The following is a 19,531-nucleotide window of genomic DNA, read 5'->3' on the forward strand; positions in this document are numbered from 1 at the left end:
GCAAGCTACACGCTTGTTCGACGTCACGCGCCCCCTACCGGCGAGGCGCCCCCCACAATGTCGAATTCTTCGCCGGTGCGGGGTAGTTGACGGGACAGGTGCTGACGCCCCGCCGCCCCGCCGGCCCCCGGCAACGCCCGCGGCCCGGCCCGTCCGGGGGGACGGGCCGGGCCGCGGGGGCGCACGGGATCACTGGGTGGTGAACACCAGCGCCAGGTAGCGCGTCTCCTTGACGACCGTCGACGGCTTCGAGACGAAGCGGTCCGCCAGGTAGAGCCGTCCGTCGCGGTAGAGGATCGGCTCCCGGCCGACGAGGGCCCGCTCGATGGTGCTGATGGTCCGGTCCGCCGGGGTCTTCATCAGCAGCGTCTCCTTGAAGGTGCCGCCGTCGACACTGACGACCTCGCCGCCGCGCTCGTAACCGGGCGTCCGGTAGACGATCAGGTTGCCCCCGTCCATCCGCACGGGGTACAGCTCCACGCCGTCGCCGGAGTCCAGCCGGTCGCCGGTGGGCTTCCCCGTGGTCAGGTCGAACGAGACGATCTCGTTGACCCGGCGGGAGTCCGTGCCGCCCTCGTGCTGCTCGGTCGGCAGGTAGAGGCGGTTGTTCCCGACGACGAGCTTCTCGCACCGCTCCACGTCGGTGGCGCCGCACTCGGCCGCGTACCGGTCGGCGTCGGCGGGGATCTGCGCCTTCAGCTTGCCGGTCTTCTCGTCGATGGAGAAGAAGTCCGAGATGCTGGAACCGTCACCGGCCGTGTCCCCGACGTCGGCCGCGACGACCAGGGGCCGGGTGGAGACGACCGACGCGTACTCGACGCCGGTCGGCATCTTGAACTCGGAGACGGGCGCGCCCGTGGCCGGGTTCAGGTTCTGGATCGTCACGGACACGTTGTCGCTGTCGCCGCACTTGCGCGCCGCGACGAGCCCCTCACCGCCGCCGTAGCCCATGTCGCGGCAGCCCTCGGCGTTGTCCTGGGGCCGCCACAGCTCCTTGCCGGTGGCCAGGTCCCAGGCGGCGCCGCCCTGCACGGCCGCGGCGGCGACGGTGCCGGCGCCGATGGTGACCTCGCTCATGTTGAGCTTCCGGCCGCCGTCGAGCGAGACGGACCTGGTCCACAGCAGCTTGCCCGCGTCGAGGTCGAGGACGGCGACCTCCGAGCAGCCCGGGTACTTGTTCTGCGGCGTCGGCTTGGCCGCGGCGAAGACCAGGGCGGTCTTGTTGTCCTTGACGTGCCGGGTCGAGGCGCAGAGCTCGCCGGGCAGCGGCACGCTCCACAGCTTGGCGCCCTTGACGGGGTCGTAGCCGACGACCTCGTTGACGCCCGACTTGACGTACGTCTTGTCGGTCAGCCACGAGCCGGTGGTGGTCACCATGTCGGTGACGACCGGGACGGGGATCTGGAAGGCCACCTTCGCCTGGGTGTTGCCGGGCACCTTCTCCTTGCCGGGGCCGTCGGGGGCGGCGGGGCCGCCGTCCGCCTTGCCGCCGTCCGTTCCGGTGCCGCCGGAGGTGCCGCCCGCAGTCGCCGGGGCCGGGTCGCCGCCCTTGGTGGAGGCGTACCAGACGCCGGTGCCGACGATGAGGGCGACGGCGACGACCGCCGCGATGACGATCTTCATCTGGGCGGACAGCCCGCCGCGCCCGCCCTGGCCCGCCGGGGCGCCGGGCATGCCGGGCGGGGGCATCTGGTGCATGGGCGCGGTCGGGTAGCCGTACCCGGGCGGCTGGCCGGGGGCGCCGGGCGGGGGCTGGTAGGGCGGCTGGCCCGGGTAGCCGTACGGGGCGGTGGGCGGCTGGCCGGGCGGCGGCACACCGGGGCCCTGCGGGGCGGCGGGGTGCTGCGGGGCGCCCGGGGGCTGGGGGGCCGGGGGCTGGGGGGCCGGGGGCTGGGCGCCCGGGGCCGGGGGCTGGGGCGCCTGGGGGTAGCCGTACGCGGGGCCGCCCTGCGGAGGCGGGGCGGGCGCGCCGAAACCGCCGGGCGGCGGGTCCTGGGGCGCGCCGAAGCCGCCGGGGGGCGGGTCCTGCGGGGCGCCGAAGCCGCCCTGCGGGGGCGGGCCGGGCGGCTCGTCCGGCGGGCCGGGGGGCTGCTGGGGCGGCGGGGGCGGTTGCGTCATCGGTGCGTACCTCTGCGGGAAGGGAAGTCGTCGGCGGGGGCGGCGGCGCCGGTCACGGCGCGGGCCGGGCTACTTGCCGTACGCGATCACGGTCTTGGTCTCCAGCTCGGCCTTGTCGTTCTGGGCGCTGACCCGGCCGCTGGCGATGAAGAACCGGCCGCCGGCGTAGGCGTACCGGGGCTGCCAGAAGTCCCGCTCGATCTTGGCGACGGACGCCGGGTGCTGGAGCAGCACCGACGGCTGACCGCCGGTCGGGGCGAGGGTGGCGACGGCGCCGCCGCGGTCCCAGGAGCCCTCGACATAGACGAGGAGCCTGCCGCCCTCCATGCGCAGCGGGAGCATCGTCTTCTCCGCGCCCGCGTTGGCGCGCCACTTGGGCTTGCCGGTGTTCAGGTCGAAGGCGACGACGTCGTTGGTGCCGCGCGTCAGCTTCGTGGGCTCGGTCGACATGTAGAAGGTGCTCGCGTCGGCCGCGACGCCGACGCAGCCCTGGAGGCGCTGGCCGAAGACGATCAGACCGCCGCCGCCGCACTGGGAGCGGAACTTGTCGCCGCCGCCGGAGAGCTGGGAGCGCAGCCGGCCCGCGTCGGTGAGGGCGAGGACGGTGCGCTGCTTCTTCTGCTCGTGGACGGCGTTCACGACGAGCGGGCTGACCGAGTAGACCTTGTCGACCTCCCAGCCGCGCGCCAGCTGGTACTTCCACTTGGGCTTGCCGGTGGCCGGGTCGACCTCCCAGACCTCCTGCTGCGGGTTCTTGTAGTCGGAGACCCGGCAGCTCGCGGCGGCGATCAGGCGGTTCCCCTCGCCCGCGAAGGCGTAGGGCTGGCAGCCGTCGGAGGGCTTGCCGAACAGCTGCTTGCCGTCGGTGAGGGAGAAGCCGTACGAGTTGCCCGTGCCGGCGGCGGCGACCGTGCCGCCCGCGATGGCGAGCGTCGGGTCGGAGAGCGCGCTGAAGCCGGTGCTCTTGGGCACCTCCGTCTTCCAGCCCGCCTTGCCGTTCTTGAGGTCGACCTGCTGGAGGACGCGGCAGTCGGCGCGGTCGCCGGTGCCGTCCTTGAGGCCGAGGACGATGACGCCGTCCGCCGTGGGGGCGTGCGGGGCCTCGCACACGTCCGTGGCGAAGGGGATGCTCCACTTCTTGCCGCCGTCGGCGGTGGAGAAGCCCTCGACGCTCCGGTACATGGCCTTGACCAGGGTGTCGCCGACGATCCAGGGGCCGTAGACGTTGGCGCCGTTGCGCGGCAGGTCCACGTCGTTCTTGAGCAGCCACTCGACCTTGGCCTCGCCGGGCTGGCGGCCCGCGTTGAGGTCGTCCTCGGCCTCGCGGTCGCCGCCGCCCTCGTCGTCCGTGTCGCCGGTCGCCGGGGCGCTCGGTCCGGACGGTTCGGACGGGGAGCCGGACGGCTGGGCGACGGTCGTCCCGCCCTGCTCGCCGTCCCCGCTGAGGGCCCACCAGCTGACGCCGCCGACGGCGAGGAGGGCGGCCACCGCGCCGGCGACGGCCATCTGCGTCCTGCGCTTGGCGGGACCGCCCGGACCTCCGGGACCGCCGGGCGGCACGGGGCCGCCGGGGTACTGGGGCTGGGTCGGGTAGGCCCCGTAGGGGTTCGGCTGCTGCCCGTAGGGGCCGGGCTGCTGCGCGTACGGGCCGGGCTGCGCGTACGGGCCGGGCTGGGCGTAGGGGCCGGGCTGGCCCGGCTGGGCGCCGTACGGGTTCGGCTGCCCGTAGGGGCCGGGCTGCTGCCCGTAGGGGCCGGGCTGGCCGGGGGCCTGCGGGTAGCCGTAGCCGGGCGCGGGGGGCTGGCCGGGGGCCTGCGGGAACCCGTAGCCGGCCGCGGGCTGGGCCGGGGCGGTCGGCGGCTGCGCGGGCTGCTCCGGCGCGGCGGGCGGCTGGGCCGCAGGGGCGGCCGGGGGCGCGGCGGGCGGCTGCGCGGGCTGCCCCGGGGCGGCGGGTGGCTCGCCCGCGCCCTCGCCCTTGGCGAGCGAGGCGGGCGGCTGCGCGGGCTGCCCCGGGGCGGCGGGCGGCTGCGCGGGCGGCGCGGCGGGCGGCTGGGGGACCCCCTGCGGGTCCTGCGGAGACCCGGAGCCTCCCTGCGGCGGTTGCTGGCTGGGCGGCTGAGTCATCAGCGCTTCCCCCTTCGTGCGATCCGCTGACCGACCGGCCTCCCCCGCGATTCCGACGCGAGGCTCGTCGCCGGAATGGAGCGATTCGGACAGGGATGTCGCACTGTTACGTGAGTCGAGCGGGGTTTCTTTCTACCACCCGGCTCGGACAGGCGAACGGGCCGGACCTTCCCTTGTTCCCAAGGGAGGACCGGCCCGTGACGGCCTCGTTATCGGCTCTCCACGCCTTCCCCACGCGGGCTTCGAAGGCGCTCGCGCACCCCCGCCGCGTCAGGCGTCGTCGGCCAGTTCCAGCCAGCGCGTCTCCAGGTCCTCGCGCTCGGCGGCCAGTTCCCTCAGCTCCGCGTCGAGCTTCGCCACCTTGGCGAAGTCCGTGGCGTTCTGGGCGATGTGGTCGTGCAGGGTCGATTCGCGGCCCGCGATCTTCTCCAGCTGCCGCTCGATCCGCTGGAGTTCCTTCTTCGCCGCGCGGGCGTCGGCCGCGGAGGCCGCCTTCGCCGCCTTCTCGGCCTTCGCGGACGCGGCGGCCGGAGCGGCGGCCGTCGCGGTGCCGGCCGGCACCGCCGCCTCCACCATCCGCTGACGCCGCTCCAGGTACTCGTCGATGCCGCGCGGCAGCATCCGCAGCGTCGCGTCGCCGAGCAGCGCGAACGTCCGGTCCGTCGTCCGCTCCAGGAAGAACCGGTCGTGGGAGATGACGACCATCGAGCCGGGCCAGCCGTCGAGGAGGTCCTCCAGCTGCGTCAGCGTCTCGATGTCCAGGTCGTTGGTCGGCTCGTCGAGGAACAGGACGTTCGGCTCGTCCATCAGCAGCCGCAGCAGCTGGAGGCGGCGGCGCTCACCGCCGGACAGGTCCCCGACCGGCGTCCACTGCTTCTCCTTGGTGAAGCCGAACCGCTCGCAGAGCTGGCCCGCCGTCATCTCCCGGCCCTTGCCGAGGTCCACGCGGTCGCGGACCTGCTGCACCGCCTCCAGGACGCGCAGCGCCGGGGGCAGCTCCGCCACGTCCTGCGACAGGTAGGCGAGGCGCACGGTCCGGCCGACCGTGATCCGGCCCCCGGCGGGCTGCTTCTCGCCCTGGGTGTCCGACGCCTCGGCGAGGGCGCGCAGCAGCGACGTCTTGCCCGCGCCGTTCACCCCGACCAGGCCGATCCGGTCGCCCGGACCGAGCTGCCACGTCAGGTGCTTCAGCAGCACCTTCGGCCCGGCCTGGACGGTCACGTCCTCCAGGTCGAAGACCGTCTTGCCGAGCCGCGCCGACGCGAAGCGCATCAGCTCGCTCGTGTCGCGCGGCGGCGGCACGTCCGCGATCAGCTCGTTCGCCGCCTCGATGCGGTAGCGGGGCTTCGAGGTGCGGGCCGGGGCGCCGCGCCGCAGCCAGGCCAGCTCCTTGCGGACCAGGTTCTGCCGCTTGGTCTCCTCCGTCGCGGCGATCCGCTCCCGCTCGGCGCGCGCGAAGACGTAGTCGGAGTAGCCGCCCTCGTACTCGTGGACCGCGCCGCGCTGGACGTCCCACATGCGGGTGCACACCTGGTCGAGGAACCAGCGGTCGTGGGTGACGCAGACGAGCGCGGAGCGGCGGGCCCGCAGGTGCGCGGCCAGCCAGGCGATGCCCTCCACGTCCAGGTGGTTGGTCGGCTCGTCCAGGACGATCAGGTCCTGCTCGGCGATGAGCAGCTTCGCGAGCGCGATGCGGCGCCGCTCGCCGCCGGAGAGCGGCCCGATCACCGTGTCCAGGCCCTGCGGGAAGCCGGGCAGGTCCAGGCCGCCGAAGAGGCCGGTGAGCACGTCGCGGATCTTGGCGCTGCCCGCCCACTCGTGGTCCGCCAGGTCGCCGATCACCTCGTGCCGCACGGTCGCGGCCGGGTCCAGCGAGTCGTGCTGCGTCAGCACGCCCAGACGGAGCCCGCCGCTGTGGGTGACGCGGCCGGAGTCGGCCTCCTCCAGCCTGGCCAGGACGCGGATCAGCGTGGTCTTGCCGTCGCCGTTGCGCCCCACGACGCCGATCCGGTCGCCTTCGGACACGCCGAGGGACACCCCGTCGAGCAGGGCACGGGTGCCGTACACCTTGCTGACGGCCTCGACATTGACCAGGTTCGCGGCCATTTCACTCCTGCGGGTGGCGGGTGGATCGACCCTCCAGGGTAGTGGGCGCCGGGGGGTGCCCGGCGGGCCGTGCGATAGCGTGCGGCGGTCGTCCGACGGGAGGGGCCGGAGTGCTGGTGACGCGGGGTGCGGACCGGGGGCGGGGCTGGGCCGTGAGCCGGGGCGCGGACGGGGGTGTGAGCCGGGGCGCGGACGGGGGTGCGGACCGCCGCCGGGACCCGGACCGGAGCGTGCGCCGGGGCACGGGCCGGGGCGCGGGCCGGAGCGCGGGCCGGGGCGCGGTGGCGGTGGCCGCGGCGGTGCTGCTGGCGGCGGGCTGCGGCTCGGGCGGGGAGTCCGCCCGTACGGACGGGGCCGCGTCCGGGGGGTCCAGCCCCTCCGCCCCGGCGTCGTCCCCGGCTCCCGCGTCGTCACCGGCCCCGGCCGCCGTGGCGCCCGCGGCGAAGGGCGGGACGGTCGGGGCGGCCGGGTCGGCGTGCCCGCTTCCGGTGGCGTTCGACGTGGCCGCCGAGTGGCAGCCGAAGAAGGTCGAGCCGGTCGGGGACCCGGACCTGGCCGAGCTGAACGAGCTGCTCAAGCAGGGCCCGTTCACCATGGCCTGCGAGATCGACGCCAAGCCGGCCGGGCGGATCGGCTTCCTGCGGGTGTGGACCGGCGGGGGTGGGACCGGGGCCGGACGGGGCGGGGGCGCCGCGCCGCGCGCCGCGCTGGAGTCGTTCGTCACGGCCGACGACGACGCGCCGTCCTCCGCCGTCTACCGCGACGTGCGGGTGGGCGCGGACGGCGCCGTCTCGGCGACGGAGGTGACGTACGTGGTCACCAGCGCCCTCCTCGGCGAGCGGAAGCCGGTGCGCGCGCTGGCCGTGGCCACGCCGCGCGGGCCGGTCGTGCTGGAGCTGGGCGGCATGGACGGCGAGGAGCACATGGCGATGCTGCCCGCCTGGGAACTGGCGAAGAGGTCCCTGACCGCGGCCGGTGGCTGACGGCCCGCCGGTCCCGGAGGCAGCCGGTCCCGGAGTCCGTCGGGACCGGAGCCTGTCGGGCCCCGAGTCTGTCGGGTCCGGAGCCGGTCGGTCCCGGAGCCTGTCGGGTCCGGAGCCTTCGGGTCCGCGGCCTGCCGCGGTCGCGCTCGGCCGCGCCGGGGCGGCCCTTGCGAGTCCGGGGCACTCGGCCGGAGCCCCGGCCGGGGCCGAAGGCGGATGCGGGACGGCGCGGGCGGAGGCGGGGCGGGGCCGCTTGCCCGCGCCGTGCCGACCGGGACCTGCGCCTCGCCGACCAGGTGCTGCGCCTTGCAGGCCGGGGCCGGGAGGCGGAAGCCGGACCGGACGGCGGAGGGGGGCCGGGGCCGGAAAGCCGGAGCCGAAGGCCGGGCTGGACCGGGCGGCCGGGGGGCCGGAGGCGATGCCGGGCGGGGGCCCGGAGTACGTCCGGGGGCCGGGGGCCGGGGGGACGCGGCGGGCCGGGAGAATCGGCGGAGCGCACGAAACCGGAGGACGCCGTACCGCGTGTCCGTGTCCGTACGACGTCCATCTGCGAGAGGTACGACATGAGCGAGGACAGCAGAGACCAGACGGCCCCGGCGCCCCGGCGGCGCCGGGGGGCCCGGCCGGTGGCCATCGCGTCGGCGGTGGCCGCCGTCGCCGCCGGCGGGGCGTTCTGGCTGTCCGGCGGGTACGACGGCGGCTCCGAGGCCGCGCTCGACGGCGCCTGCCAGGGGGACCTGGCGGCCGGGCGGGTACGGGCGCTGCTGCCGGGCGCCGCGCTCACCGCGTCGAGCGAGCTGCGGCCGGACGGCTGGTACTGCACGGTGTCCGCCGGGGGCGGCGACGGCGCCGAGGTGCGGATACGGGTGCGGAACGCCGGGGAGCCGATCGGCTCGGACACCTCGCTCGACCCCGGCGCGGTCGCCGTGCCGCTGGGGGGCGGCTGGACGGGCTCCTTCTCGTACGGCGACGCCGACACCGGTCCGGCGCGCGGCCGGGCCGTGCTGCTGCTGGACTGCGGCGACGACTCCGGTGACGGGCTGCTGGCGGTGGCCGACGCCCGCCTCGCCGGGGAGCGCACCTTCGAGGACGGCGCGGACCGGGCGCGGCTGGTGTCCGCCCTGACGGACACGGCGCGGGCGCACGCGCGGCGCACCGGCTGCGACACGGGCGGCGACACCGCGAAGCCGGTGGAGGACGTGGCCGCCCCGGCGGTGGACGCGAAGCGGCCGGTGGCCCGGGCCTCCGGGACGTGCCGGGGCGTCGTCGACGCGGCCACCGCGCGGCGGTGGGGGGCCGGGACGGTCGCCGAGACGGCGGCGGAGCCCGCGCCGGTGGAGCGGTGCGCGCTGGGCAGCGCGCTCGGGGCGCCGCTGTACACGTTCACGGCGTCCTACGGGCCGTACGGTGAGGCGGCGCTGGCGGGCGACGCCCTCCCGGCGAGCGGCGCGGCCCAGTCCCCGGCGGGGCACTACCGGATGCAGGCCGAGTGCCCGGGGGCGGACGGGACGGGCGTGTACGAGATCGTGCCGGACGACGGGCTGGCACTGGACCACGCGTCGCTGCGGGCCGCGCTGAAGACGTACGCCTCGGCCTCGGCCGCCCGGCACGGCTGCCGGCCCCCGGCCTGACGCCCGCGCGGCTGTACGCGGCCGGTTCGGTGCGGGGCCGGTTCGGGTTCGGTGCGGGGCCGGTTCGGGCCCTGGCGCACCGGGCCCTGGAGCACCGGGCTCGCGTGCTCTGGCCGGCGCATCCGGCCCGGGCGCCGTGGCGGCCCGCCCGGACCGCGGGCCGGGGCCTCCGGGCCGGGGCCGGGCCGGGCCGGGCTCAGCGGCGCAGCTCCACGAGGAGCCACCCGGCCAGGGTGAGGGCGAGGGCCTGGGGCGCCGTGACGGGGAAGGCGATCAGGGTCGCGGCGCGCCCCTCCAGCAGGCCGCCGTACCCGACCATGGACAGGCCCAGGACCCCCAGCACGCTCAGGGTGATGCCCAGCACCGCCAGTGGCGCCGCTCCCCGCGCCCCCGGCCCGCCCGCCACGGCCGCCCCCGGCGCCCCGGTCGCCCTGGACGCCCCGCCCGCATGGCCGGCCCCCACCGCGCCGGACGCCCCGGACGTCCCGCCCACCCCGGCCGCGTCGGCCGGACCACCCGCACCACCCGCGCCGGACGCCTCGGGCGTCCCGCCCGCCCCGTCGCCCCGCGCAGCCGGGTGGCGCGCGCCCGGTCGTTCCGCCCGCTGGAAGACGCCGACCAGCAGGGCCGTCACGGCCACCGCCGCCGCCACGCGCAGCGGCAGCCCGGCCCACCAGCCGGCCGACGCGGGCTCCGGGAGCGGCGCGCCGAGGGCCAGCAGGGCCCCGTACACCGCCAGCATCGCCGTCAGGTGCCACAGGAACGCCGTCATGGCGACGCCGTTCGCGGCGACGACCGCCCGCCACACCCGCGCGCGGGCCGCCAGCCGCGTGCCCGGTCCGCGCAGCAGCTCCACCGCGCCCACCAGCCACACGCCGTGGCACAGCAGCGCCAGCGTCGGGGGCGCCATGTTGGACACCTTCTCGCCGGGCATGCCCACCATGGACAGCGGATACGGCCCGAACGCGACCAGCGCCACCGCGCCGGCCAGCCCCGCGCCCGCGAGCGCCCAGGGCGCGCCGAGCCGCCCGTCCGCGCGGAGGAAGCCCAGCTGGTGGACGGCCAGCCACACGAGGGCGAAGTTCAGGAACTCCACGTACGGCACGCCCGCGGCGAACCGCAGGCCGTCCACCGCCGCCGCGCCGCCCGCCAGCGCGGCGAAGGCGCCCCAGCCCCACCGCCGGTGCAGCCGCAGCAGCGGCGGAGTGAAGGCGACCATCGCCAGGTAGATGCCGATGAACCACAGCGGCTGCGTCACCAGCCGCAGCGCCGTGCCGGTCAGCCCGCCGCCCGCGCCCGCGAGCTGGACGGCCAGCGCGACCGCGCCCCACACGGCGGCGAACAGCGCGGTCGGGCGCAGCAGCCGCCGCACCCGGCCCCGCACGAACGCGGCGTACGCGGGTCGGGACCGGTACGACAGGGCGTGGGCGAAGCCGCCGACGAAGAAGAAGACCGGCATCACCTGGAGCGCCCAGGTGAGGATCTGGAGCCGCGGGACGACCGCGAGGAGGTTCCCGACCTTCCCGTCGGCCGTGACGGCGGCCATCAGCCAGTGTCCGAGGACGACCACCGCCAGGGAGGCGACCCGCAGGAGGTCGATGTAGCGGTCCCTGGTGGCGGGCGTGGCGGCGGCGAGTTCCCGCGCGGTGGGTATGGCTCCGGTGCGTGGCTGCATGCCGGTAAGCGTCGCCGCGGCGCCGCGCGGCCGGGAGAGTACGGCTACTCAGTTCACGCGCTCACGTAGCCCCGTCATGTGCGCCGCCGGCCACCACGTCCCGGCGCCCCCGCCCGGCCGCCACGTCCCGGCCGCCACGCCCGGCCCCCGGTCGGCGGCCGTCCACGCGTCAGGCCGGGACGATCCGCGCGCCCGGGGCCGGGGAGGTGGCCGTGCGGGCCGTGCGGCAGGTGCCGGAGGCGACGAGGGCCGCCGCGACCGACCGGGCCGCCTCCGCGTCCTTGACCAGGAACGCCGTGGTGGGGCCCGACCCGGAGACGATCCCCGCGAGGGCGCCGGCCGCCGTGCCCGCGGCGAGGGTGTCGGCGAGCGACGGGCGCAGGGACAGGGCGGCGGGCTGGAGGTCGTTGGCCAGGGCCCCGGCGAGGGCGGCGGTGTCGCCGGTGCGCAGCGCGTCCAGCAGGCCGGGGGAGGCGGCCGGGGCGGGCGCGGCGGGCGTCAGCCGGTCGAACTCGGCGTACACGGCGGGCGTGGACAGGCCCCCGTCGGCGACGGCGAACACCCAGTGGAAGGTGCCGCCGAGGGGCAGTTCGGTGAGGTGCTCGCCCCGGCCGGTGCCCAGCGCGGCGCCGCCGACGAGGGAGAACGGCACGTCGCTGCCCAGCTCGGCGCAGATGTCGAGGAGTTCGGCGCGGCTCGCGCCCGTGCCCCACAGGGCGTCGCAGGCGAGCAGGGCGCCCGCGCCGTCGGCGCTGCCGCCCGCCATGCCGCCCGCGACGGGGATGTCCTTGGCGATGTGCAGGTGCACGTCGGGGGCGATGCCGTACCGGGCGGCCAGCAGCTCGGCGGCGCGCGCGGCCAGGTTCGTGCGGTCCAGGGGCACCTGGTCGGCGTCGGGGCCCTCGCAGGTGACGCGGAGCGACTCGGCGCGCGTGGCGGTCACCCGGTCGTAGAGGGAGACGGCGAGGAAGACGTTGGCCAGGTCGTGGAAGCCGTCGGGGCGGGCGGGCCCGACCGCGAGCTGGACGTTGACCTTGGCCGGGACTCGGACGGTGACGCTCACGCTCGGGCCTCCGCGATACGGGCGAACTCCTCGACGGTCAGGGACTCGCCGCGCGCCTGCGGGGACACCCCGGCGGCGAGGAGGGCGGCCTCGGCGGCGGCGGGCGACCCGGCCCAGCCGGCGAGCGCGGCCCGCAGGGTCTTGCGGCGCTGCGCGAAGGCGGCGTCCACGACGGCGAAGACCTCCCGCTTGGTGGCGGTGGTCTCCGGCGGGTCGCGGCGTACGAGGGAGACGAGGCCGGAGTCGACGTTCGGCGCGGGCCAGAAGACGTTGCGGCCGATGGACCCGGCGCGCTTGACGTCCGCGTACCAGTTGGCCTTCACGGACGGCACGCCGTACACCTTGTTGCCGGGCCGGGCGGCGAGCCGGTCGGCGACCTCGGCCTGGACCATGACGAGGGTGCGCTCGATGGTCGGGAAGCGGTCCAGCATGTGGAGCAGCACGGGCACGGCGACGTTGTACGGCAGGTTCGCGACGAGCGCCGTGGGCGGCGGGCCGGGCAGCTCCCGGACGTCCATCGCGTCGGAGTGGACCAGCGAGAAGCGCGTGGCCCGCTCGGGCATGCGGGCGGTGATCGTGGCCGGCAGGGCCGCGGCGAGGGTGTCGTCGATCTCGACGGCGACGACGCGGTCGGCGGCCTCCAGCAGGGCGAGGGTGAGGGAGCCGAGTCCGGGGCCCACCTCCACCACCACGTCGTCGGGGCGTACCTCCGCGGTGCGGACGATGCGCCGGACGGTGTTGGCGTCGATGACGAAGTTCTGGCCGCGCTGCTTGGTCGGCCGTACGCCGAGGGCTGCGGCCAGTTCGCGGATGTCGGCGGGGCCGAGGAGGGCGTCGGGCTCAGTGGTGCTCACCGATACAGCCTACGGCCGCAGTGCGGCCACGGACTCGCCCCCCTTTGCGCGTAGAGCTTCTTCGCCCGGTATGTCTGTTCGGCGGCGGAGGCGTGCTGGGGCAGGCCGCTGCCGCCGACGGAGGCCCAGGTGCGGGCGTCGAACTGGTAGAGGCCGCCGTAGGTGCCGGAGGGGTCGACGGCGTCGGGGCGCCCGCCGGACTCGCACTGCGCGAGGGCGGCCCAGTTCAGGTGGTCGGCCCCGGCGACGGACGCGGGCCGGCCGGGTGCCTTCGCGCCGGGCCCGGCGGCCGGGGCCTGGGAGCGGGCCGGGGCCGGGGCGGGGGCCGGGGCCTGGGGCCGCTCCTGGGCCTGTGCGCCGCCCTGGGGGCGGGGCTGGCGGGCGGGCCGGGAGCTCGGGCGGGGGCGGGTCCGGGTGCCGACGCGGACGATCCGGGCGACCGGCTCGCGGACGAGCTCGCTGCCGGTCTCGCGGGTGCGGTGGGGTACGCCGTCCACGGTGCGGGTCACGTAGGTGAGGCGGCGCAGACCGGTGCGGCCGGGCCGGTCCACGACCTCGGTGCCCTCGTACAGCCCGGGGTCCTCGACGTGGCGGACGGCGTACGGGACGGTCTCGTGGCGGGTGGTGCGGCGGTCGGCGACGCGCCGCACGGTGACGGTCTGGCCGTCGCGCGGGAAGGCGCCGGGCGGCACGGAGGTGGTGTCCAGGGCGCCGAGCGTGATCCCTGCGCCCCGCAGGGCCGCGGCGACGGTGGCGGCGTGGGTGCGGACGGTGCGCTCGCGGCCGTCGGCGCGGACGGTCAGGGCGCGTTCGGTGCGTACGGCGAGGGCGAGCCCCTCGCGGCGGATGGGCGCGGTGCGGGAGACCGACAGGCGGGCGCCCTCGGCGCGGACGCCGAGCCCGCGCAGGGCCTCGTCCACGGTGCGGGCGGTGGTCCACAGGCGGCGGGAGCGGCCGTCCACGTCGAGGCGCAGGGGGCGGCCGTAGCGGACGGCCACCTCGTCCCCGCCGCTCAGCGGCGCGTCGGGGCCCGGCGCGACCCGGTCGTGGGCGCCGGGGGCGATGCCCTCGTCGGCGAGGAGCTCGCCCACGTCGTCGGCGAAGGTGTGCAGGGTGCGGGGCGCGCCGTCGACGGTGAGCCGCACCGCCTTGTGGTCCGCGGCGAGGACGCCCCCGGCCGCGAGCACGGCGGCGAACCCGGCGCCCACGAGCGCCCGCGGCACGTACCACCGCAGGCCGGGGCGGACGGCGGGCGCCGCGGCGGTGGGCGCCTTGGCGGTGGGCGCCTTGGCGGCGGACTGCCGGCCGGAGGGCGCCTTGGCGGTGGGCGCCTTGGCGGCGGACTGCCGGCCGGAGGGCGCCTTGGCGGTGGGCGCCTTGGCGCCGGGTTGCCGGCCGGAGGGCGCCTTGGCGCGGGGCTGCCGGTCGGCGGGCTTCCCGGCACGGGACGACCGGCCGGAGGGTGCCTTGCCGGGCGACCGACCGGAGGGCGTCTCGACGTGGGGCGAACGGCCGTCGGGGCTCTTGCCGCCGGGCGGCCGGTCGGCGGGGACCTCGGCGCGAGGCGAACGGTCGGCAGGCGTCGTGCCGCCGGGCGACCGGCCGGCGGGCTTCTTCCTGGCGCGGGGCGCCCGCGCGGGCGCCGTGGCGCGGGGCGACGACCGGTCGGCGGGCCCCTTGGCGCGGGGCGACCGGGCGGCGGGGGCCGGACGGTGGCGGCTTTCGCGTGAGGTCTCCACGAGGCCGGGACCTTAGCCCACGCCGGTCACTTAAACGTATCATTCGACTACTCACCGTCGTGTCGCGGTCACCCGTACGGCCGCCCCGCCGCGCCACCTCGGCGTGCCCCGCCGCCCCGCCTCCGCACGCCCCTCCGGGCGTCGGCGTCCGGCGTCGCGCGCGCCGCCTCCCGCCTCAGTAGCCGAAGGCGCGTGCGGTGTTCTCCGCGAGGGCCGTCGCCATGGCCTCCTCCCCGATGCCCCGCACGGCCGCCATGGCGCGCACGGTGACCGGGACGAGGTACGGGGCATTCGGGCGGCCCCGGTACGGCGCGGGCGTCAGGAACGGCGCGTCCGTCTCGACCAGGACCAGCTCCAGCGGGGCGACCGCCAGGGCGTCGCGCAGCGGCTGGGCGTTCTTGAAGGTGACGTTCCCGGCGAACGACATGAAGTAGCCGCGCTCGGCGCAGACCCTGGCCATCTCGGCGTCGCCCGAGTAGCAGTGGAAGACGGTCCGCTCCGGGGCGCCCTCCTCGGCCAGGACGCGCAGCACGTCCTCGTGGGCCTCCCGGTCGTGGATGACCAGCGCCTTGCCGTGCCGCTTGGCGATCTCGACATGGGCGCGGAACGAGCGCTCCTGCGCCTCCTTGCCCTCGGGGCCCGTGCGGAAGTAGTCGAGGCCCGTCTCGCCGACCGCCTTGACGTGCGGAAGGGCGGCGAGCCGGTCGATCTCGGCGAGCGCGTCGTCCAGCGCGGCCTCCCCGCCGGCCTCGCGCACCCGCTGCCGGGGCCCGCCGTCCCCGGAGTCGCCGAGGACGATGCGGGGGGCCTCGTTGGGGTGGAGGGCGACGGCGGCGTGCACGTTCGCGTACCGCTCGGCCGTCTCGGCCGCCCACCGGGAGCCCTTCAGGTCGCATCCCACCTGCACGACGGTCTCCACGCCGACGAGGGCGGCCTTGGCCAGGGCCTCCTCGACGGTCGTGGACTGCATGTCGAGGTGGGTGTGCGAGTCGGCCACCGCGACGGGCAGGGGCTCGGGCAGCGGGGGCGGGGCGTCCTTGGCACTCATGCCCCGATCGTACGAAAGCGGGCCGCCGGGTCGGGCCGGGCGGTACGGGCCGGGGGCGCGGTGCGCCGCGGGCGGCGGACCAGACCGGGGCGGGGGGCATGCCGGATCGAGTGGGGGCATGCCGGATCGGCACCCCCGTACGGCCCGCCGCACCGGGGCGGGCGGACGGTCAGTCGCGGTGGAACGGGTGCAGCAGGGACGACCTGCGGCGACGCTCGGGCTCCTGCCCGGAAGCGCCGGTGGCTCCGGCCCCGGACGCTCCGGTGGCGCCGGTCGCACCGGCACCGGTCGCACCGGCACCGGACGCTCCGGTGGCGCCGGTCGCACCGGCACCGGTCGCGCCGGAGCCGCGGGCCTCGGGGCCGCCGGGCGCCAGGATGCCCGAGATGCCGGAGATGCGGCCGGAGCCCATGATGCGCACGGAGTGGTGGCCGCAGTTGGGGCAGGTCGACTTCACCAGGGGTGACGACACGCGGCGGCCGTCCGTGCGGTAGACGACGAAGTCGCGGCCGGCGGCGTCCGTGTGGTGCTCGATCTCGTACGCCTGCTCCCAGCCGTGGCCGCACCGCAGGCAGGCGAAGGAGTACGCCTCGTGGCCGACCGGGACGCCGGGGATCTCGCTCATGCCCGCTCCTTCCCACCGCCGTGGGCCCGCCCTCGCGGGCGGCGCGCACCGACGGGTGTGCTCCCACGATAGCCCTACGCTCGCATTACCCGCTTATCGGACAAAGAATGCGAGACGGGACACGGGGGCCAGGCCCCTGCCGTGCGGCCCCGTCAGCGTCCTTCCGGCCCTTACGGCCGATCCCGGCCTTCCCGGCCTTCCCGGCCTTCCCGGCCTTCCCGGCCGCCCTGGTCTTCCCGGCCGCCTAGCCCCTCCCGGCCGCCTCGCCCTTCCCGGCCTTCTCGGCCTTCTCGGCCGTCTTGGCGGCGACCACCGCGTCGAACACCTCCCGCTTGGGCAGCCCCGCCTCGGCGGCGACGGCGGCGATGGCCTCCTTGCGCCGCTCCCCCGCCTCCTCCCGCACCCGGACGCGCCGCACCAGCTCGTCCGCGTCCAGCTCGGCCGGCCCCGGCTCGGGGGCGCCCTCCACGACGACGGTGATCTCGCCCCGCACCCCCTCGGCGGCCCAGGCGGCCAGCTCGCCGAGCCCTCCGCGCCTGACCTCCTCGTACGTCTTGGTCAGCTCCCGGCAGACGGCGGCACGCCGGCCGGCGCCGAAGACCTCCGCCATCGCGGCGAGCGTGTCGTCCAGGCGGTGCGGGGCCTCGAAGTAGACGAGTGTGCGCCGCTCGGCGGCCACCTCGCGCAGCCGTGCCAGCCGCTCGCCCGCCTTGCGGGGCAGGAAGCCCTCGAAGCAGAAGCGGTCCACGGGGAGGCCGGACAGGGCGAGCGCGGTGAGCACGGCGGACGGGCCGGGCACGGCGGTCACCCTGACGTCCCGCTCCACGGCGGCGGCGACCAGCCGGTAGCCCGGGTCGGAGACGGAGGGCATGCCCGCGTCGGTGACCAGCAGCACCCGGGCGCCGCCCACGAGCGCCTCGACCAGCTCGGGCGTCCGCGCGGTCTCGTTGCCCTCGAAGTACGACACGACCCGCCCGCGCGGCTGCACGCCGAGCGCCTGGGTGAGGCGGCGCAGCCGGCGGGTGTCCTCGGCCGCGACGACGTCGGCCTCCGCCAGTTCGGCGGCGAGGCGGGGCGGGGCGTCGGCGATGTCGCCGATGGGGGTACCTGCGAGTACGAGGGTTCCAGTCACCCGGCCAGTCTCGCAGCCCCGCGCCCGGCGGACCCCGCCCAGGGCGGCGGCGGACCGGGCCCGCCCGCCGGCGGCCGGACAGTCCGCCGCGGCGGCGCGGCGGCGCGGCGCGGCCGGGCAGGCGGTGCGACCGGGCCGGGCGGTACGAGGCTGCCGGGCGGCACGCGGCGCCGGGCGGTACGCGGCACGTGGCACGCGGCGGCCGGGCGGCCCGGCAGGCGGTGCGACCGGGCGGTACGCGGCGGCGCGGCAGGGCGGCGGCCGGCAGGCGGCACGCGGCTGCCGGGCGGTACGCGGCTGCCGGGCGGCACGCGGCGGCCGGGCGGCACGCGGCGGCCGGGCAGGCGGTGCGACCGGGCGGTACGAGGCTGCCGGGCGGCCGGCAGGCGGCACGCGGTACGAGGCACACGGCACGCGGCGCCGGGCGTACGCGGCACGTGGCACGCGGCGGCCGGGCGGCCCGGCAGGCGGTGCGGCCGGGCGGTACGCGACGGCGCGGCAGGGCGGCGGCCGGGCGTGCGGGCGAGTCGTACGGGGGCGTTCCCTACGATGGCGCGGTGACCAGTACTGCCCAGAGGGCCCCGCACGGACAGGACGGCCCGGAGACCCCCGCCGCCGGACCGCGGGGCGGCGGCGAGCCGCCCGCGTGGGAGCGGCGCCTGCGCCGGTTCGGGTACCGCCCGCTCGGGGCGCCGGGCCTGCGGGAACGGCTGGTGCCGCCGTACGCCGGGCCGCCGGGCAGCTTCGGCGGCCCGGCGTACGGCGGCGGGCTCGGGCTGCCGCCCCGCGCGGCGGCGGCCCTGGCGCGCCTCGCGCCGTGGGGCGGCCCGCTGCTGGTGGCGCTCGTCGCGGGCGTGCTGCGGTTCTGGAACCTGGGCTCGCCGCACGCGGTGATATTCGACGAGACGTACTACGCCAAGGACGCCTGGGCGCTGATCCACAACGGGTACGAGGGGTCCTGGCCGAAGGACGTCGACGCGACGATCCTGGCGGACCCCGGTTCGGTCGACGTGCCGGTCGACCCCGCCTACGTGGTGCACCCGCCGGTCGGCAAATGGGTGATCGGGCTCGGCGAGTGGCTGTTCGGCTTCGAGCCGTTCGGCTGGCGGTTCATGGTGGCCGTGTGCGGCACGCTGTCGGTGCTGATGCTGTGCCGGATCGGGCGGCGGCTGTTCCGGTCGACGTTCCTGGGCTGCCTGGCGGGCGGGCTGCTCGCCGTGGACGGGCTGCACTTCGTGATGAGCCGCGCGGCCCTCCTGGACCAGGTGCTGATGTTCTTCGTGCTGGCCGCCTTCGGCTGCCTGCTCGCCGACCGGGACTGGGCGCGGCGGCGGCTGGCGGCGGCGCTGCCGGTGGACGCCGACGGGGTGCTGCGGCCCGACGCGCGGATCGCGGCGACCCTGCGGCTGGGGTGGCGGCCCTGGCGGCTGGCGGCCGGTGTGGCGCTGGGCCTGGCGGCGGCCACGAAGTGGAACGGCCTGTACATCATGGCGGCGTTCGGGCTGCTGACCGTGGCGTGGGACGTGGGCGCGCGGCGGGTGGCCGGCGCGCACCGCCCGTACACGGCGGTGCTGAGGCGGGACGTGCTGCCCGCGTTCGTGTCGACGGTGCCGGTGGCGCTCGCGACGTACGTCGCGTCGTGGAGCGGCTGGATCGCCTCCGACCGGGGCTACTTCCGCACCTGGGCGTCGACCGGCGACGGCCGGGAGAGCTCGTGGTCGTGGCTGTTCCCCGACTGGTGGCGGAGCCTGTGGCACTACGAGTCGGAGGTGTACACCTTCCACGTCAACCTGACGTCGGGGCACACCTACGAGTCGAACCCGTGGAGCTGGATCGTCCTGGGGCGGCCGGTCTCCTACTTCTACGAGTCGCCCGCGCCGGGCCGGGACGGCTGCCCGGCGGACGCGGCGGAGAAGTGCGCCCGCGAGGTCCTGGCGATCGGCACGCCGCTGCTGTGGTGGGCGGCGTGTTTCGCACTGCTGTACGTGGTGTGGCGGTGGCTGTTCCGCCGCGACTGGCGGGCCGGGGCCATCCTGTGCGCGGTCGCGGCCGGGTGGGCGCCGTGGCTGCTGTACCAGGAGCGGACGATCTTCCTGTTCTACGCGGTGGTGTTCGTGCCGTTCCTGTGCCTGGCGGTGGCGATGATGATCGGCGCCATGCTGGGCCCGGCCGCCCACCCGCCGGGCACGAGCGGGGCGGACCCGGACCCGGTGGCCGCGGCGCGGGCGTACGGCCGCGCGGAACGGCGCCGCACGGTCGGCGCGATCGGCGCGGGCGTGCTGGTGCTGCTGATCGTCTGGAACTTCATCTACTTCTGGCCGCTGTTCACCGGCGAGGCGATCCCGATGGACCAGTGGCGGGCCCGGATGTGGCTCGACACCTGGGTCTAGCCGCACAGACGGACAGGGAGGGCGCGGCCGGCGGTCGCGCCCT

At 77.2% G+C, this 19,531-nt stretch carries 13 protein-coding genes; 3 read left to right on the forward strand and 10 right to left on the reverse strand.

The window, feature by feature from the left end:
• Nucleotides 1-189 precede the first annotated feature (189 nt).
• From CP974_RS11885 to CP974_RS11895, 3 genes are all read right to left on the reverse strand, one after another.
• Nucleotides 190-2,118: an outer membrane protein assembly factor BamB family protein gene (locus CP974_RS11885; RefSeq protein ID WP_150485800.1), complete on the reverse strand. Its 1,929-nt coding sequence runs from the start codon at nucleotides 2,116-2,118 to the stop codon at nucleotides 190-192.
• 69 nt (nucleotides 2,119-2,187) lie between these two features.
• Entirely contained in the window at nucleotides 2,188-4,242 is a 2,055-nt protein-coding gene (locus tag CP974_RS11890; RefSeq protein WP_085921173.1) for an outer membrane protein assembly factor BamB family protein, read from the reverse strand.
• A 270-nt stretch (nucleotides 4,243-4,512) separates the two neighbouring features.
• Entirely contained in the window at nucleotides 4,513-6,348 is a 1,836-nt protein-coding gene (locus CP974_RS11895) for an ABC-F family ATP-binding cassette domain-containing protein (protein ID WP_031134865.1), read from the reverse strand.
• A 110-nt stretch (nucleotides 6,349-6,458) separates the two neighbouring features.
• Here CP974_RS11895 and CP974_RS11900 point away from each other — a divergent pair, with 110 nt between their 5' ends.
• Together CP974_RS11900 and CP974_RS11905 are read left to right on the forward strand one after the other, a co-directional pair.
• Nucleotides 6,459-7,331: a lipoprotein gene (locus CP974_RS11900; RefSeq protein ID WP_223844608.1), complete on the forward strand. Its 873-nt coding sequence runs from the start codon at nucleotides 6,459-6,461 to the stop codon at nucleotides 7,329-7,331.
• A 563-nt stretch (nucleotides 7,332-7,894) separates the two neighbouring features.
• Nucleotides 7,895-8,962 (forward strand): hypothetical protein, encoded by a 1,068-nt coding sequence (locus CP974_RS11905; RefSeq protein WP_031134861.1) that lies wholly within the window; start codon nucleotides 7,895-7,897, stop codon nucleotides 8,960-8,962.
• A 196-nt stretch (nucleotides 8,963-9,158) separates the two neighbouring features.
• On the opposite strand, the gene CP974_RS11910 is transcribed toward CP974_RS11905, so the two are convergent.
• From CP974_RS11910 to rsmI, 7 genes are all read right to left on the reverse strand, one after another.
• Entirely contained in the window at nucleotides 9,159-10,637 is a 1,479-nt protein-coding gene (locus CP974_RS11910) for an acyltransferase family protein (RefSeq protein ID WP_031134859.1), read from the reverse strand.
• A gap of 169 nt (nucleotides 10,638-10,806) precedes the next feature.
• Nucleotides 10,807-11,700, reverse strand: a complete 894-nt coding sequence (locus tag CP974_RS11915) for a 4-(cytidine 5'-diphospho)-2-C-methyl-D-erythritol kinase (RefSeq protein ID WP_031134858.1) — start codon at nucleotides 11,698-11,700, stop codon at nucleotides 10,807-10,809.
• The gene (gene rsmA / locus CP974_RS11920; protein ID WP_031134855.1) at nucleotides 11,697-12,554 is read right to left on the reverse strand and encodes a 16S rRNA (adenine(1518)-N(6)/adenine(1519)-N(6))-dimethyltransferase RsmA; all 858 of its coding nucleotides are present in this window, start codon (nucleotides 12,552-12,554) and stop codon (nucleotides 11,697-11,699) included. The genes CP974_RS11915 and rsmA overlap by 4 nt, the downstream gene beginning before the upstream one ends.
• Nucleotides 12,551-14,293: a resuscitation-promoting factor gene (locus CP974_RS11925; RefSeq protein WP_308425553.1), complete on the reverse strand. Its 1,743-nt coding sequence runs from the start codon at nucleotides 14,291-14,293 to the stop codon at nucleotides 12,551-12,553. Before CP974_RS11925 ends, rsmA begins: the two co-directional genes overlap by 4 nt.
• Before the next feature lie 175 nt (nucleotides 14,294-14,468).
• Nucleotides 14,469-15,341 carry a TatD family hydrolase gene (locus CP974_RS11930; RefSeq protein WP_031136542.1) on the reverse strand — a complete coding sequence of 291 codons (873 nt, stop codon included), beginning with the start codon at nucleotides 15,339-15,341 and terminating at the stop codon, nucleotides 14,469-14,471.
• A gap of 169 nt (nucleotides 15,342-15,510) precedes the next feature.
• Nucleotides 15,511-15,966, reverse strand: a complete 456-nt coding sequence (locus CP974_RS11935; RefSeq protein ID WP_031136541.1) for a hypothetical protein — start codon at nucleotides 15,964-15,966, stop codon at nucleotides 15,511-15,513.
• A gap of 244 nt (nucleotides 15,967-16,210) precedes the next feature.
• Complete coding sequence (gene rsmI, locus CP974_RS11940; protein ID WP_037939792.1) at nucleotides 16,211-17,098, reverse strand: 16S rRNA (cytidine(1402)-2'-O)-methyltransferase; 888 nt, start codon at nucleotides 17,096-17,098, stop codon at nucleotides 16,211-16,213.
• Between the two features lie 557 nt (nucleotides 17,099-17,655).
• Here rsmI and CP974_RS11945 point away from each other — a divergent pair.
• Nucleotides 17,656-19,488, forward strand: coding sequence for a dolichyl-phosphate-mannose--protein mannosyltransferase (locus tag CP974_RS11945; protein ID WP_031130570.1), 1,833 nt, complete (start codon nucleotides 17,656-17,658; stop codon nucleotides 19,486-19,488).
• Nucleotides 19,489-19,531 lie beyond the last annotated feature (43 nt).

This window comes from Streptomyces fradiae ATCC 10745 = DSM 40063 (assembly GCF_008704425.1).
Taxonomy (GTDB): Bacteria; Actinomycetota; Actinomycetes; order Streptomycetales; family Streptomycetaceae; genus Streptomyces; species Streptomyces fradiae.